General features: G+C 46.5%; 14 protein-coding genes. 4 read left to right on the top strand and 10 right to left on the bottom strand.

All coding sequences use genetic code 11. The annotated features are described in order from the left end of the window. Positions 1–17: 17 nt before the first annotated feature. Positions 18–758 (bottom strand): amino acid ABC transporter permease, encoded by a 741-nt coding sequence (locus ACTS60_RS04210; RefSeq protein ID WP_440887256.1) that lies wholly within the window; start codon positions 756–758, stop codon positions 18–20. Positions 759–860: 102 nt separating this feature from the next. Between ACTS60_RS04210 and ACTS60_RS04205 the strand changes: the two genes are divergently transcribed. Further along, positions 861–1,637: a transporter substrate-binding domain-containing protein gene (locus ACTS60_RS04205; protein WP_440887255.1), complete on the top strand. Its 777-nt coding sequence runs from the start codon at positions 861–863 to the stop codon at positions 1,635–1,637. An 83-nt stretch (positions 1,638–1,720) separates the two neighbouring features. Here ACTS60_RS04205 and punC read toward each other — a convergent pair whose 3' ends face one another. Beyond that, positions 1,721–2,926: a purine nucleoside transporter PunC gene (gene punC, locus ACTS60_RS04200; protein ID WP_440887254.1), complete on the bottom strand. Its 1,206-nt coding sequence runs from the start codon at positions 2,924–2,926 to the stop codon at positions 1,721–1,723. Positions 2,927–3,079: 153 nt separating this feature from the next. Between punC and punR the strand changes: the two genes are divergently transcribed. Continuing rightward, entirely contained in the window at positions 3,080–3,982 is a 903-nt protein-coding gene (gene punR, locus ACTS60_RS04195; protein WP_038885233.1) for a DNA-binding transcriptional activator PunR, read from the top strand. Positions 3,983–4,020: 38 nt separating this feature from the next. On the opposite strand, the gene ilvA is transcribed toward punR, so the two are convergent. Genes ilvA through ilvG form a run of 5 tightly spaced genes read right to left on the bottom strand, consistent with a single transcriptional unit; the run spans position 4,021 to position 10,302 of the window. Further along, positions 4,021–5,550, bottom strand: coding sequence for a threonine ammonia-lyase, biosynthetic (gene ilvA, locus ACTS60_RS04190; RefSeq protein ID WP_440887253.1), 1,530 nt, complete (start codon positions 5,548–5,550; stop codon positions 4,021–4,023). A 3-nt stretch (positions 5,551–5,553) separates the two neighbouring features. Beyond that, the gene (gene ilvD, locus ACTS60_RS04185; protein WP_440887252.1) at positions 5,554–7,395 is read right to left on the bottom strand and encodes a dihydroxy-acid dehydratase; all 1,842 of its coding nucleotides are present in this window, start codon (positions 7,393–7,395) and stop codon (positions 5,554–5,556) included. A gap of 13 nt (positions 7,396–7,408) precedes the next feature. Further along, the gene (gene ilvE / locus ACTS60_RS04180) at positions 7,409–8,347 is read right to left on the bottom strand and encodes a branched-chain-amino-acid transaminase (protein WP_005429790.1); all 939 of its coding nucleotides are present in this window, start codon (positions 8,345–8,347) and stop codon (positions 7,409–7,411) included. Positions 8,348–8,359: 12 nt separating this feature from the next. Further along, positions 8,360–8,644: an acetolactate synthase 2 small subunit gene (gene ilvM, locus ACTS60_RS04175; protein WP_005429819.1), complete on the bottom strand. Its 285-nt coding sequence runs from the start codon at positions 8,642–8,644 to the stop codon at positions 8,360–8,362. 11 nt (positions 8,645–8,655) lie between these two features. Further along, a complete protein-coding gene (gene ilvG / locus ACTS60_RS04170) occupies positions 8,656–10,302 on the bottom strand; it encodes an acetolactate synthase 2 catalytic subunit (protein ID WP_409386044.1) in 1,647 nt (548 codons plus the stop codon). A 462-nt stretch (positions 10,303–10,764) separates the two neighbouring features. On the opposite strand from ilvG, the gene ACTS60_RS04165 reads away from it, so the two are divergent. Beyond that, complete coding sequence (locus ACTS60_RS04165) at positions 10,765–12,288, top strand: YifB family Mg chelatase-like AAA ATPase (RefSeq protein WP_440887251.1); 1,524 nt, start codon at positions 10,765–10,767, stop codon at positions 12,286–12,288. A gap of 49 nt (positions 12,289–12,337) precedes the next feature. Here ACTS60_RS04165 and ACTS60_RS04160 read toward each other — a convergent pair whose 3' ends face one another. Next, entirely contained in the window at positions 12,338–13,294 is a 957-nt protein-coding gene (locus ACTS60_RS04160; RefSeq protein WP_440887250.1) for a DUF2860 domain-containing protein, read from the bottom strand. Between the two features lie 165 nt (positions 13,295–13,459). Here ACTS60_RS04160 and ACTS60_RS04155 point away from each other — a divergent pair, with 165 nt between their 5' ends. Continuing rightward, on the top strand, positions 13,460–14,338 hold the full coding sequence (locus ACTS60_RS04155; protein ID WP_440887249.1) for an acyltransferase: 879 nt from the start codon (positions 13,460–13,462) through the stop codon (positions 14,336–14,338). Between the two features lie 40 nt (positions 14,339–14,378). On the opposite strand, the gene ACTS60_RS04150 is transcribed toward ACTS60_RS04155, so the two are convergent. Next, a complete protein-coding gene (locus tag ACTS60_RS04150) occupies positions 14,379–14,981 on the bottom strand; it encodes a thiol:disulfide interchange protein DsbA/DsbL (RefSeq protein ID WP_440887248.1) in 603 nt (200 codons plus the stop codon). Positions 14,982–15,015: 34 nt separating this feature from the next. Then, on the bottom strand, positions 15,016–16,002 hold the full coding sequence (locus tag ACTS60_RS04145; RefSeq protein ID WP_407833140.1) for a serine/threonine protein kinase: 987 nt from the start codon (positions 16,000–16,002) through the stop codon (positions 15,016–15,018). Positions 16,003–16,017 lie beyond the last annotated feature (15 nt).

The raw sequence follows: 16,017 nt of genomic DNA, 5'->3' as shown, positions 1-16,017 counted from the left end.
GTTGTGAAAGAGAGAGTTTAGTGGCTCGGGATCGCTATGCGTTTCTCTAACCAACGGACCGCTTGAGAGACTAAAAGGATCAGTACTAAATACTCTAAGACGAGAAAGGTGTAAATTTCTAACGGTAGATACTCATTTACCACCAATTCATTGGCTCGCCTGGTTAGGTCACTTAAACCAATCACACTGACTAGCGAGCTCATCTTAAGAATATAGACAAATTGATTGCCCAGTGGCGGTAGGATTTGGCGAAATGCTTGGGGAAGAATAACCAAACGCATCTTCTGCCAATAGTTCAACCCCAGCGACTCCGCCGCTTCATGCTGTCCGCGGCTGATGGCTTGAATCCCTCCTCTAAATACCTCTGCCATAAAGGCACTTTCGGCAATGGTTAGCGCAATCACACCTGCCCAAAAATGATTAAGGGATACATCAAGTAGGGTAGGCATGCCGTAGTAAACCCAGAGCAGTAATACTAAGACTGGTATCGAACGGATTATCTCGACATAGATGCGGTTGAGCCATTTTAGTGATGGGGAATTAGATAGGGCTAGGAGGGCGACTAGAAGTCCTATACTCATCGCGAACACCATACTTAGCAGTGACACTTGGATGGTGTCTTTAAAACCAGCCACTAGAAACTGAATATTAGTTAATCCTTGTTCGGTTGAAGGATCAAGAACATACCATCCCCATTGGTAATCAGAGCAACCTGTCAGTAATAGAGGGAAAAAGAGCCACAGAGTTCGATTATTCAACCTTCATTTCCTAACTTGACTAAAAAATGCCACTTGTTACTGCTATGTTATCAAGGTTGTGTTTGTAAATCTTGAATCAAAATAATTATATAGGGAAATACAATGAAAAAGCTTATGTTTGCTGTTGCTCTTTGGTTGCTGACCGTTACTCAGTTTGCTTATGCAGAGAGCCGACTGCATGAAATATTGGACAGTGGTGTGCTTCGAGTGGGTACGACAGGAGATTGGAACCCGATGACAATGAAAGATCCCGTCACTAATAGTTATCGTGGATTTGATATCGATATCACAACTGAACTCGCAAAAGATCTCGGTGTTGAGGTGGAATACATCGCGACCGATTGGAAAACGCTGGTTAATGGTATTACTGCCAATAAATATGATATTACCGGTAGCGCTTCACTGAATATGTCGCGTGCCAAAGTTGCAGGTTACAGCCAACCGTATTTCTACCTTGCATTTGTACCCGTGGTACAAAAGAAAGATCTCGCCAAATTCTCGGATTGGGCTGACTTTGATAAACCAGAAGTGAAAGTAGCCGCAACACTGGGAACAGTACAAGAGAAGATGGTCAAAGACTTCTTCCCTTCCGCCCAGCACATTGTGATAGAAGCGCCTGCGCGTGATTTCCAAGAGCTTCTGGCTCGCCGTGCTGATGTTTCTGTGACATCCAATGTAGAGGCGGCAACGCTGGTGGAGAAATTCAAACAGTTGGCGATAGTTCCGGTGAAAGAGCCTCGCAAGCCAACACCTATTGCGATGTTATTGCCTCAAGACGATCAAGTCTGGATTAACTATATAAACCACTGGGTTGAGTTAAAGAAAACCCAAGGCTTCTTTAAACAAACCGATGAAAAATGGGGCTTACAGAGTATGTAAGTACTTTCTCTAGTCTCTTCATTTGTAAAAAGTAAAGAGCCACATTCAGTGGCTCTTTGTTTATTGTTTTACATAAGACAGGGTTACAACTCGTCTTCGCTTACCACGCGAGCGTTATCTGGCGTGGTGAAGTGTTGAGACAATTCACGGTTAGACAGGATGTACCCCATCCATAAACCACCCATACAGATGATGATTGCAATACCCGTTACCATCTGAGCTTGGCTAGCCATTGCTGCTACGAGAGCGCTTGATAGACTGCTCACGGTAATTTGCAGGCTGTTTTGTAGACCCGCTGCGGTTGCAGGGCTTTGCTTCGCACTTGCCAAAGCGCGGTTTACTACGATTGGGTACAGTGCACCATTCGCTACTGCGATCAGACAGAAAGGCGCTAGAATTGGCCAAATTGAGGTTAATTCCCACTGCGATGCGATGAAGATCAGTAGTGCAGCAACACTGAATAGACCAATTAACTGACGCAGTACTTTCTCATCACCAAATTTACGTACACCAACTTTACCTAGGTAGCCACCCACCATGAAAGCGATGGTTTGAGGAATAAAGCTTAAACCAATGTCCTTCGCTTCATAGCCAAGCTGAGACATGATTTCTGGCATACCGGTTAAGTAAGCAAAGAAGGCCGCCGATGCTGTCGCAAACATAAACACGTTGCCTAGGTAAGTTTTAGAACCTAGCAATGATTTGATATCTGAAGACATGCTGGTTTGTTTGGCTTCTACCTTTTCATTTTTTTGCACCATGGTAGCAACGACCAACAACACACCCATAAGCGTCAGTGCAACGAAAATACTGTGCCAACCAAAGTTATCTGTAAGCAATACACCTAGCTGAGGAGCCAGCGCAGGAGACAGTGCCACCAGCGGCATGATAGTGGCAAAAATTTGTTGGCTCTGGCTTGAGTGACGTTTGATCACCATCGCTTGCCAGATAACGGCTGGTGCACATACACCAATCGCCTGAACGAAGCGCAGTGCTAATAGTTGCCATACTTGCTCACTGAACGCGAGGCCAAATGAAGCAATAGTAAACAGCACCAAGCCTGCGGCTAACGTGTTGCGATGACCGAATTTGTCTGAAGCTAAGCCCCACATCAACTGACCAAAGGCCATACCAACAAGAAATACGGTTAAAGAAAGTGCGATTTGTTCAGGACCAGTGGCAAAGTCTATTTCCATTGCTTTAAACGCTGGTAAGTACATGTCTGTGGCAATAAAGCCAAGCATAGATAGGGCTGCTAGATAAACAAGCTGTAATTTTGAGATTTTCATGATTCAACCAATCAAATTATTTAATCACTTTTTAGTCAATATCCGTTGGCGCCAACCCCGATTTATTTACCTTTTCATTCTATTTTTCGATTTTGATAAAATAAAACGCTAAAATTGTTGGTTATCAATCAAATTTTTTGAAAGGTTAAAATCATGTTCTCCAAGTCTTCGTTGGAAATGCTCGATACCGTTGCTCGTTTAGGAAGCTTTACAGCTGCTGCTGAGGTTCTGCATAAAGTACCGTCAGCGATCAGCTATGGCGTTCGTCAAGTCGAACAGGAGTTAAACGTGGTTTTGTTCCGCCGATTACCAAGAAAAGTTGAGCTGACACCTGCTGGTGAGTTGTTTATCGAAGAAGCTCGTTTACTACTCAGACAAATGGCTGAAGTTAAAGCGCAAACCCGCCGCGCTGCGCATGGCTGGCAATCGACACTAAAACTCACTTTGGATAACGTGGTTAAGCTCGACAAGCTTAAGCCTTTGGTTGAAGACTTCTATCGTGAGTTCGAATTTGCAGAGCTACAAATCAACATGGAAGTGTTTAACGGTTCATGGGAAGCTATCGCTCAAGGGCGTGCTGATATTGTTGTAGGAGCGACATCTGCGATTCCTGTGGGAGGTGACTTTGAGGTCAAAGACATGGGCGTGTTGGATTGGGCATTTGTGATGTCTCCTGCTCATCCTTGTGTTCGTCAGCAAATTCTAACTGAAGAGTTTGTCAGTCAATTTCCGGCGATCTGTCTTGATGATACATCGAACGTGCTACCAAAGCGTCACACGGGTCATTACCCCAAGCAACGTCGTTTGTTATTGCCTAACTGGTACAGCGCAATAGAATGCTTGAAGAATGGCGTTGGAGTCGGGTACATGCCTCGTCATATTGCAATGCCACTGATTCATGAAGGAACATTGGTGGAAAAGGTACTACAGGATGATATGCCAATCAGTCAATGCTGCTTGGTATGGCGTAAAGATGACAATCACAAGCTGATCCAGTGGATGGTGGATTACCTCGGCGCACCGAATAAACTGCACCAAGATTGGCTTCAATATTGATAGAAAAGCCACTTTCAAGGAAAGTGGCTTTGATGGTTCTAGGACAAGAAAAACTTATACGACGGGTTGTCTGTTTCGTCTTTGCATTGATAGCCAAGTTCGCGTAAATGCGCAGAAAACTGAGCTAAATCGCTTTCATCTAACTCGAAACCACATAGAACGCGTCCGTAATCAGCACCGTGGTTACGGTAGTTGAACAGGCTGATATTCCAATGGGTACCGAGTGTGCTCAAGAACTTAAGCAGTGCACCTGGGTACTCCGGAAACTCAAAGCTGTAGAGGCGCTCTTTGAGTGGCTTAGACGGTTTGCCACCAATCATGTAGCGTACGTGTAGTTTTGCCATCTCATCGTCTGAGAGATCAATAACAGGATAACCACCATCACGCAGGTCACGAATAATGTTTTCCAGCTCTTCTTGACCACCTTGCAAACGCACCCCGACAAAGATATTCGCTAATGCGTCGTCGTTGTAGCGGTAGTTAAACTCCGTTACGGCACGGCCGCCAATCAAGTTACAGAACTCAAAGAATGCCCCTTGACGCTCTGGGATAGTGACCGCAAGCAGGCCTTCACGTTTCTCACCAAGCTCACAACGCTCTGAAACATAACGTAAACCATGGAAGTTGGTATTTGCGCCAGACAGTACCGTGCCTAGGTTTTTGCCTTCTAGCTTGTTCTGCTCGGCAAACTTTTTCAAACCAGCCAGAGCAAGTGCGCCCGAAGGTTCAGCGATAGCTCGAGTATCTTCAAAGATGTCTTTCACTGCTGCGCAGATTTCATCACTGGAGACCGCAATATGGCCATCAATGTACTTTTGACACAGACGGAAAGTCTCTTCACCAATACGTTTAACTGCGACGCCATCAGCAAACATGCTGACTTGATCAAGCACAACTGGCTCACCCGCATCCAATGCCGCTTTTAGGCATGAAGAGTCTTCTGGTTCAACCGCAATCACTTTGATTTCTGGCATCAACTGCTTCACAAGAACCGCTACGCCAGCCGCTAAACCACCACCGCCGACTGGGACGAAGATATAATCAAGGTGACCATTTTGCTGCAGCATTTCCATGCCGATAGTGCCTTGGCCCGCAATCACCAGTGGGTGATCGAATGGTGGCACAAAGGTATAACCGTGTAACTCTGAAAGACGTTCAGCTTCCGCTTTTGCCTCATCAAAGTTACTGCCGTGCAATACCACATTGCCACCAAAGCTGCGTACCGCATCGACTTTGATGTCGGGTGTGGTTTTAGGCATTACGATGGTGGTTTTAATGCCCAGCTTAGTGCCGGAAAGAGCCATGCCTTGAGCATGGTTACCTGCTGATGCAGCAATCACACCTGCGGCTTTTTGTGCTTCTGACAGGCTTGCTACCATGTTGTATGCACCACGTAATTTGAACGAGTGCACTGGCTGGCGATCTTCACGTTTGATCTGCACATTGTTACCAATACGCGCAGTAAGGCGAGGCATCTCTTGCAGTGGTGTCACCGTCGCCACTTCGTAAATAGGAGCGCGAAGGATTTGGCGCAGATAATCTGCGCCAGTTTGTGATGTCAGAGTCATAAGCTAGCCCTCTAGCTTAGATTTGTCTCGTACTGCACCTTTGTCAGCACTGGTTGCCATGCTTGCGTAAGCTTTGAGTGCAAATGAAACTTCACGTTGGCGGTCAACAGGTTTCCAGCCTAGTTCGTCTTGTTTCGCACGGCGCTCAGCGAGTTCTTGTTCAGACACTTGGAGTGAAATCGAACGGTTTGGAATATCAATCGCGATCATATCACCTTGTTTAACCAAACCAATGGCACCGCCGTTTGCAGCTTCAGGAGAAGCGTGACCGATAGACAGGCCAGATGTACCGCCAGAGAAACGGCCGTCAGTTAGAAGAGCACACTCTTTACCGAGTCCCATTGATTTTAGGTAAGTGGTTGGGTAGAGCATTTCTTGCATGCCCGGACCACCTTTAGGGCCTTCGTAACGGATAACAACCACATCGCCGGCTTTAACTTTGCCGCCTAAAATACCTTCTACGGCGTCTTCTTGGCTTTCAAATACTACGGCCGGGCCTGTGAACTTATGGATGCTCTCATCAACGCCTGCAGTCTTAACGATACAGCCATCTAATGCGATGTTGCCTGATAGAACCGCTAAGCCACCTTCTTGGCTAAAGGCATTTTCTTTAGTTCGAATACAACCTTCTGCGCGGTCGTCATCAAGGCGATCCCAACGACAATCCTGAGAGAATGCCTGAGTGGTACGGATACCAGCAGGACCTGCGCGGAAGAACTTAAGTACGTCTTCGTCTTCTGTTTGAATGATGTCGTATTTCGCTAGCTGCTCTTTCATTGAAAGGCCAAGAACGGTGCGAGCTTGGTTGTGCAGTAGACCTGCACGGTCTAGCTCACCAAGAATCGCCATTACGCCACCAGCGCGGTGTACGTCTTCCATGTGATATTTCTGGGTAGATGGTGCCACTTTACATAGGTGTGGTACTTGGCGAGATAGGCGATCGATATCTTCCATATCGAAATCCACTTCGCCTTCTTGCGCTGCAGCTAACAGGTGCAAAATGGTGTTGGTTGAACCACCCATTGCAATATCCAGTGCCATCGCGTTTTCGAACGCATCAAACGTAGCGATGTTGCGTGGCAGTGCTGATTCGTCATCTTGCTCGTAGTAACGACGAGTCAGTTCAACGATACGACGACCTGCATTAAGGAACAGTTGTTCACGGTCAGCGTGCGTTGCCAGCATAGAACCGTTACCTGGTTGAGAAAGACCTAGTGCTTCCGTTAGACAGTTCATTGAGTTTGCAGTGAACATGCCTGAACACGATCCACACGTCGGACATGCGCTGCGTTCGATCTGCTCGCTTTGATCATCAGACACTTTTGGATCCGCGCCTTGGATCATTGCATCAACAAGGTCTAGCTTGATGATCTGATCAGAAAGCTTGGTTTTACCCGCTTCCATTGGACCACCAGAGACAAAGATAACAGGGATGTTAAGACGCATAGATGCCATCAACATTCCCGGAGTGATTTTGTCACAGTTAGAGATACACACCATCGCATCAGCGCAGTGCGCGTTAACCATGTATTCTACTGAGTCTGCGATCAGTTCACGTGAAGGCAGTGAGTACAGCATGCCGCCGTGACCCATTGCGATACCATCATCAACTGCGATGGTATTGAATTCTTTAGCGATGCCGCCGGCTTTTTCGATTTCACGCGCTACAAGCTGACCCATGTCTTTCAGGTGTACGTGACCCGGAACAAATTGAGTAAACGAGTTTACGACAGCGATGATTGGCTTACCGAAGTCTTCGTCTTTTACGCCTGTTGCACGCCACAGTGCGCGAGCACCCGCCATGTTACGACCATGTGTGGTGGTAGCTGATCTATATTTTGGCATTTCCTAATCCTTCTTACTTCTGTTCTGGGTACACATAGTCTAACCAGCCCCACTTATCTTCCGTGGTGCCGTTAAATAGGCCAAAGTAGGCCGCTTGTAATTCTTTAGTGATTGGGCCGCGTTTACCGGTGCCCACTTCAATTTTGTCGATGGTTGCTACTGGCACAACTTCGGCTGCGGTACCTGTCATAAAGACTTCATCGGCAAGGTAAAGTGCTTCACGCGCAATATTCGCTTCGCGCACTTCATAACCTTTATCGCGTGCGATGGTCATGATTGAATCACGAGTGATGCCCGGCAAAATTGCACTGGTTGCTGGTGGTGTGGTGATCACGCCGTCTTTGATAACAAAGATGTTTTCACCAGCACCTTCCGATAGATAACCGTCTACGCTCAGTGCGATACCTTCGTCGTAACCGTGACGACGCGCTTCACCACCGACTAGTAGCGAAGATAGGTAGTTACCGCCTGCTTTAGCCGCAGTTGGGATGGTGTTTGGCGCTGCACGGTTCCAGCTTGAAATCATTGCATCAACGCCAGCTTCTAGCGCTTCTTCACCCAAGTAAGAGCCCCAAGGGAAAGCGGCAATGATTAGGTCCATCTCTGTGCCAACAGGTGGGCACACGCCCAAGCCAACATTACCGACAAAACCTAATGGACGAATGTAAGCGCTGTCGAGTTTGTTCTGGCGCAGGGTTTCACGCGTCGCTTCCATGATTTCTTCTACAGAAAACGGGATCGGGAAGCGGTAAATCTTGGCAGAGTCTTTTAAACGTTGTGCATGTTCACGGTGACGGAAGACAATTGGTCCTTTCGGCGTGTTGTAGCAGCGTACGCCTTCAAATACAGAGGTACCGTAGTGCATCGCGTGAGTCAAAACGTGAACGTTCGCCTCTGCCCATGGAACCATCTCACCATTAAACCAAATGAAATCTGCAGTTTTCGTTGCCATTTATTGCCTTCCTTATGCACTCACATGTTGTTGTAAGTTGTGATTTGGGAGCTCATCGCTGCGGATTTTGAGTACCTCAACGGTGCGAATATCCCACAACTTCTCAATTTGATTGACCAAAAACGAGATAGGTCGATCGCTGTCGACGATGATCTCTACGCTGGCTACTTTGCTTTCGTGGTTTTGGGTAGCAGCGACTTGTTTGATCACAAAGCCTCGGTGACGAATCACACGAAGAACGCGCTCCAACAATACCGGTTTATCGTCGGCTTTGATGTCGAGTAAATATCTGTCCATGCGATTGTCTCCTAAGTGTTTTCCAACATATCACTGTTTGATGCACCAGGTGGTACAAGTGGCCACACGTTCTCTTCTTCGTCGATTAAAACGTGAAGCATGTAAGAAGTCTTACTTTCTAGCATCTCTTTGAGAGCCGGTTCGACTTCTTCTTTCTTGGTGATGGTTTTACCCGGGATATCGAACGCTTTTGCTAGCATCACGAAGTCTGGGTTGTCATCAAGAATGGTTTCGCTGTGGCGGCCGTCAAAGAACAATGACTGCCATTGGCGAACCATGCCAAGACGTTGGTTATTAAGAAGGACAATCTTCACTGGAATCTGACGACGCTTCAGCGTGCCCAATTCCTGCACGTTCATCATAAATGAACCGTCACCTGTAATAAGGATAGACTGATCATCAGGACGTGCGACAGCAGCACCCATAGCAGCTGGCAAGCCGAATCCCATGGTGCCAAGACCAGCAGAGGTGATGAAGTTTTGTGGATCACGCGGCTGGATGTGTTGCGCTGCCCACATCTGGTGCTGGCCGACGTCAGTCGACACAATTGAGCTATCAGGCATCATGTCAGACAGCTGTTTAAGCAATAGCGGTGCGTAGATCAATTCGCCTGGATGGTCGTAACGCCATTTGAATCCGCTACGCAGGCTTTCACTGTGATGTACCCAAGGGGTGATGTCTTGAGTCAGCTCTAATTGAGGAAGAATCTTACTGATCTCACCACGAAGTGGTGCATTGGCGTGGCGAAGCTTATGGATTTCAGCTGCATCGATATCGATATGAATCACTTTCGCATGCGGTGCAAACGTGTCGAGCTTACCTGTAACGCGATCATCAAAACGTGCCCCAACTACAATCAAAAGGTCACATTCTTGAACCACTAGGTTTGCGGCTTTGGTGCCATGCATGCCCAACATCCCCAAATAGTGTGGGTCATGACGTTCAATGGTGCCCAAACCTTTTAGCGTGCTTACTGCAGGCATTGGGTTTAAACGTAGGAACTCGCGTACTGAGTCTGTCGCTTTGGCAATTTGCACGCCACCGCCGACGTATAAAACTGGGCGAGTTGAAGCGGCTAGTACTTCTTGAGCGCGCTGGATATCGGCATCACTGACTTGTGGAGCGGTTGGTGGAACAAAAGGAAGCAGAAGTTCTGTGGGTGCTTGAGCAAGCTGAACGTCTTTGGCGATATCAACAATCACCGGACCAGGTCGACCTGTTTTTGCTACTTCGAACGCTTCGGCAAGCGTTGGGGCAAGGTCTTCAATCTCAGTCACTAGATAACTGTGTTTGGTACAGGCTAGAGACATTCCGATCACATCCATTTCTTGGAACGCGTCGGTACCGATATGAGAGCTAGCAACCTGACCTGTAATGGCCACTAGAGGAACGGAATCGAGGAAGGCATCGGCAAGGCCAGTAACAAGGTTGGTGGCACCTGGGCCGGAAGTGGCCATACATACGGCAACATCTTGCGTCGCGCGGGCCATCCCGATGGCGGCCATTGCAGCCCCTTGTTCATGACGGCATAAGATGTGTTCTACACCTCCGTCATACAACGCATCGTAGATTGGCATGATGGCTCCACCAGGATACCCAAACACCGTCTCGATGCCTTGCTGTCTTAAAGCGGCTACGACTAGTTCTGCACCGGTCATCGTAAACCTCCTTTGCTACGTTGTGGCTCGTAGCTATCGCCATGTGTTTTGCACTTCATGTGCACTCCCATTCTTCCCGTTAAGCTGTCTAAGGGTTAGACAGATGACAACTTGTAGTTGTAAAAAAACCCCCGGACTTTTCAGTGCGGGGGTTTTTTGTGATTTGTGGTTATCTTTCGCCCACAATACCCCGCGCGGTGCCAATAATGACCACGATAATCAGGGCTAGCAGTGAGTTGATGTGAGCGAATAAGTTCATCTGTCTGTCGTTCTTTTTTCGTTAATAAGTATTGTGTAATGTTCTACGAAAATGTTTGCGTCACTAGTGGTAACACACAAATCTGCTGCATGACAAGCAAAAAGTCATTCTTTTTTCACATTAAGTACCATTCTGGACAGGCTATATAACATATCCATATAAAAAACGTCTGGTTAGATAACGTACAAGAATTTGAGGAAATTATGGGGCTGGCAATCATTCATAGTCGAGCAAGTGTGGGTGTACAAGCGCCGTCGGTAAGCGTGGAAGTCCACATCAGTAATGGGATGCCGGGCTTTACCTTGGTGGGGTTACCTGAGACCACAGTAAAAGAATCCAAAGATCGCGTACGAAGTGCGATCGTCAATTCCAACTTTCAGTTTCCGGCGAAACGAATCACGGTCAATTTGGCTCCTGCGGATTTGCCCAAAGAAGGCGGACGCTTCGATTTGCCGATTGCATTAGGAATTTTGGCCGCTTCAGAACAAATCGCGACAGATAAGCTCAAAAACTACGAATTTGTTGGTGAATTAGCTCTTTCTGGTGGATTGAGAACGGTAAAAGGCGTGCTGCCAGCAGCGTTGGCCGCGAATAAAAAACAGCGTTGTTTAGTGGTGCCTCATGCCAATGGTGATCAGGCCGCACTTGTCGGTAAAGAGTTGCATAAATCTGCCCAATCACTATTGGAAGTTTGTGCAGAGCTTTGTGGTCAACATCAATTGAATTTGTACCAAACGCCCAAGAAGAAAGAACTCAAAGCACACGGTCGTGACTTGCAGGATATCATTGGTCAACAGCAAGGAAAGCGCGCTTTAGAAATTGCGGCAGCTGGCAATCACAACCTGCTTTTCCTTGGCCCTCCAGGTACTGGCAAAACCATGTTGGCTTCTCGATTATGCGATTTGTTACCTGAGATGAGTGATGAAGAAGCGATGGAAACGGCTGCTGTGGCGTCACTGACTCAAAGTGAAATCAATGAACACAACTGGAAGACGCGGCCGTTTCGCGCCCCGCATCATTCCAGCTCAATGGCGGCTTTAGTTGGTGGTGGGTCTGTGCCGAGACCGGGTGAAATCTCTCTAGCGCACAACGGGTTATTGTTTTTGGACGAGATGCCGGAGTTTGATCGTAAGGTGCTCGACTCTTTGCGTGAGCCATTGGAGTCCGGTGAAATTATTATCTCTCGGGCGCAAGGTAAGACGCGTTTTCCTGCTCGGTTCCAAATTGTCGGAGCGCTTAACCCGAGTCCGACAGGGTATTACGAAGGCAACCAAGCTAGAACGAATCCGCAAGCCATCCTGCGTTACCTTGGCCGATTATCAGGCCCACTTCTTGATCGCTTTGATATGTCATTAGAAATTCCTGCATTGCCGAAAGGAACCCTCTCTGAAGGCGGCGATAGAGGGGAACCAACGGCTATCGTCAAAGATCGGGTGAATCAAGCACGTGACTGTATGCTGGCTCGCAGTGGTAAGGTGAATGCATTATTGGGCAGTCGTGAAATTGAAGCCTTCTGCCCGCTGCAAAAAAGTGATGCGGAGTTTTTGGAAAATGCGCTGCATCGTCTTGGATTGTCAATTCGTGCTTATCACCGCATCATTAAAGTTGCGCGTACTATTGCCGATCTGGAGGGTTCACCGCAAATTGAGCGAACACATCTTGCAGAAGCTTTGGGCTATCGAGCAATGGATAGGCTACTTAAGCAGTTAACTGCGCAAGCTGTTTAAGGGATACTGGAACCGCAGAGAGCAGAGCGACTTACTGCGATTCCAACGTTTAGAAGTTGTAGTTCATACCAACTGAAATTAAATACTCTTTCTCATCGTAGAAAGTGATATTCGAATCGGTATTGCTGTAGCCAGCCAGAGAAATGAACGACCAGTTTTGCCAATCAAATACGTTTTCGTATTCGTATGCCGCAAATAGACTCAATGTGTCGTCGTTACGTGTTTTACCAAAGGTATCGCTCGATGATTGGTAGTCTTTCATGGTGTAGCCTGCGGTTAAGGCAAAGCGATGACGATTCATAAATTGGAACCAGCTCAGATCGACCCCGTAAGAATGATAGGATTCAGCATCACCATCCGCATCATGGTGGATGTAGGTGAACGCAGGTTGCAGCATTGAAGTACGACTAAGCGGAATGCGGTAATCACCTTTCAAGTAATACACCTTCGCATCACGAGCTAAAGTTCGGTCAGTGACTTCGTCTTTTTCCACATCTTTGTCTGCGTACGCCAAATCAAGATTAAAGTTGTCATCTAAGAAGCGTTTGATTTGGAAGCGGTACGCGTTGCCACCTTCGTCAGTGGTTTGTCTTGCAGAGCCTGTTTTGTATGGATCACGCCATGTTTCACCTTCTAAAACGGTTGGAAGGTAAGAGATGTCTAATATTGTGCCTGATGGTAGCTGGTACTGATAACCCAACTGGAACGCTAACGTACCTACAGCAACGTCGGCACGTGTGGTACCAATGTACACTTGTTGGCTAAGTTGGCTGCCAAAAGTGTAAGCAATGTTGCCCAGTGGCGCGGCAATAAAGGAACTGTCACTCTCTGCACTTTCATTGAGAGAGTTGATGGTGCTGCTGTTATCAGTATTAAAATGAGATTTTGATGAAACGAAGCCGGCGTTGAGCGATATTTCCCCACTAAAACCTGCAGTCTCTGCAAGTTGAGCGTGAGCTGAACTGACGATAAAAGCCAAAGGTAGTATGGCTAGCCTTGGATTCATTCGTTTTCTCCTTATCTATCGAATGAAAGATGTTATTTGAGCATTGGTCCAGTTTTTACAGTGAAACAAATCTGACCATTCTTACAAATGTTTCAATGTGGCAACGGATTCGTATAATTACACGCTGTTTTATTATTCACGCGCACTAGTTACTGATTGGTTACCATGTTGGCATATTTGTTACTCATTTTTAATGCTTCTTTTGTGATTATAAATTCTGCAGTTTGTTCTATCGCAATTTGTATCATCGCCATTTTTAAGCTGTTGCTTCCAACTGCGAAGCTCAAAGCCAAAGGCACCGAAGCTGCCAACAAAATGATGTGGGTCTGGGCAACCGTCAATGCTGGCATCCTCGCCTTGTTCAATCGTGTTGAGTGGGATGTTCAAGGTGGTGAAAACCTAAAGAAAGATGGCTGGTACCTGTTGATCAGTAATCATCTTAGTTGGACTGATATTGTTGTACTGTGTTGCGTGTTTAAAGATCGCATTCCGATGCCAAAATTTTTCCTTAAGCAGCAATTGCTCTATGTTCCTTTTATCGGAATGGCTTGTTGGGCATTAGATATGCCGTTTATGCGTCGTTACTCTCGAGAGTATTTGATTCGTAATCCACATAAACGCGGTCAAGATCTACAAACCACGCGCCGCTCGTGCGCTAAATTCAAACATACACCAACGACAGTAGTGAACTATGTGGAAGGCACACGCTTTACCGCAGAAAAGCAACGCAAGAGTCGAGCTGGTTACCAACATTTATTGCAGCCTAAGTCTGGCGGCATCGCTTATACATTGGCGGCGATGGGTGAGCAGTTTGAGAATATTATTGATGTGACACTTGCTTACCCTGACAACACAAATCAGCCATTTAAAGACATACTCATGGGGCGCATGACTAAAATCGTAGTGCGCGTGAATGTTTTACCAGTTGATAAGCGCGTATTAGGTGATTACTTCAACGACAAACCGTATAAGCGTCAATTCCAACAATGGCTAGGTGATGTGTGGCAAGAGAAAGACCAACTCCTAAAAGAAATTCATAAATAAAAAGGGGAGCACATTGCTCCCCTTTTTATCGCTAACTGAATTACTTCAGTGTTAGCAAGTAGTTCACTAGTTCGAAGTACTCATCCATTGATTTAATGCCTTGTGCTTGAACTAAGTATTTGTTGTTGACGATAACCGCAGGAACGCCTGTTAGACCGCTGTTTTCAAATTGTTTGTCCATACGACGAACCATAGAATCAACCGCGAAGCCTTTGAATGCAGCGTCGAATTTCTTCGCATCTACACCTTCATCTAGGAAGATCTGACGAATTTCTGCATCATCACGTGGTGCCTTACGCATATTGTGTATGCGGTTAAACATCACTGGCACCATTTTGTCTTCAACTTTAAGTGCTACCATCGTTGCGTAAGCTTTACTCATAGAAGGCCCCATGTTGCCCCCCATAAATGACACGTGGTTTTTTTGTAGCTTCACGCCTTCAGGTAGCTGCTTCTTAAGCTTCTGGATGATTGGCTCAAACGTATTACAGTGTGGACAGTAGAAAGAGAAGAACTCGGTTACTACAGGTTTTTTTGATGCCTCTAGATCCAGTACTTTGTAATACTCACCTTCTTTGAATTGCGCTGCATGTGCCGACAGGCTTAGCATCAGCATAGAAAACAGTGCGAACAGCTTTTTCATTTAAATATCTCCATTTTTAATTGTTCGGCCTGACTTACCATTGAGGCATTAAAGACAGTGGTGCTTCTTCTAAGTTGGCAATCTGCTCTTTAAATGCAAGGACCTGACCTTCCCAGTATTTTGGCTCATTGAACCATGGAAAAGCGAGCGGAAATGCCGGGTCATGCCAACGTTTTGCTAGCCATGCCATATAGTGCACCATTCGTAGACCGCGAAGTGGTTCGATTAGTTTCAATTCTGCTGAGTTAAAATCGCAAAACTCTTGGTAAGCTTCTAGAACAATATCCAACTGCATTAGCTTGTCTTGGCGCTCGCCATTGAGCAGCATCCATAAATCTTGTACCGCAGGGCCATTACGTGAGTCATCCAAATCGACAAACATTGGTCCATCTCGCCATAAAATATTGCCCGGATGGCAGTCGCCATGCAGACGAATAGTGTTAAACCCATCCTGCCAGTGGTTTTCAATCGATTTGATCAACATATCTAAATCGTTGAAGAAACTGTTTTCTAAATGCATTGGGATCATATTGGCGTTTTGCAGAATCTCTCTCGGTTGGTAAAGGTATTCTTGCAAACCAATGGTTGGTCGATGTTGGAATGCTTGTCGGCTACCCACTTTATGGATTCGACCCAAAAAGCGACCGACACCTTCGAGTTGATCTAAATTGTCGACTTCATACTGACGACCGCCGACACTTTCAAATAAAGCAAAGCCATAGCCTTGATAGTGATGCAGCGTTTCACCGTTGATGCGTACAGGTGGTGCTACTGGGATTTCGTTATCAATCAATTCAAGCGTAAAGTCGTGCTCTTCTTGAATCTGCTCATTACTCCAACGCTCTGGGCGATAGAACTTCACCACGTAGCGCTGGCGTTCTTCGTCAGTGAACTGGTAAACGCGGTTTTCATAGCTGTTTAGAGCAAGAAAGCCCGATTCTGCTCGAATGCCGATGCTCTCTAACGCGTACCACATAAAGTCGGGCGTGAGGGCATCAAAGTTAAAAGTACCTTGGGACATATAAATAAAAAGGCT

The organism is Vibrio sp. WZ-1 (genome assembly GCF_052037695.1).
Lineage (GTDB): Bacteria > Pseudomonadota > Gammaproteobacteria > Enterobacterales > Vibrionaceae > Vibrio.
This window is presented reverse-complemented; position numbering and strand designations above follow the sequence as displayed.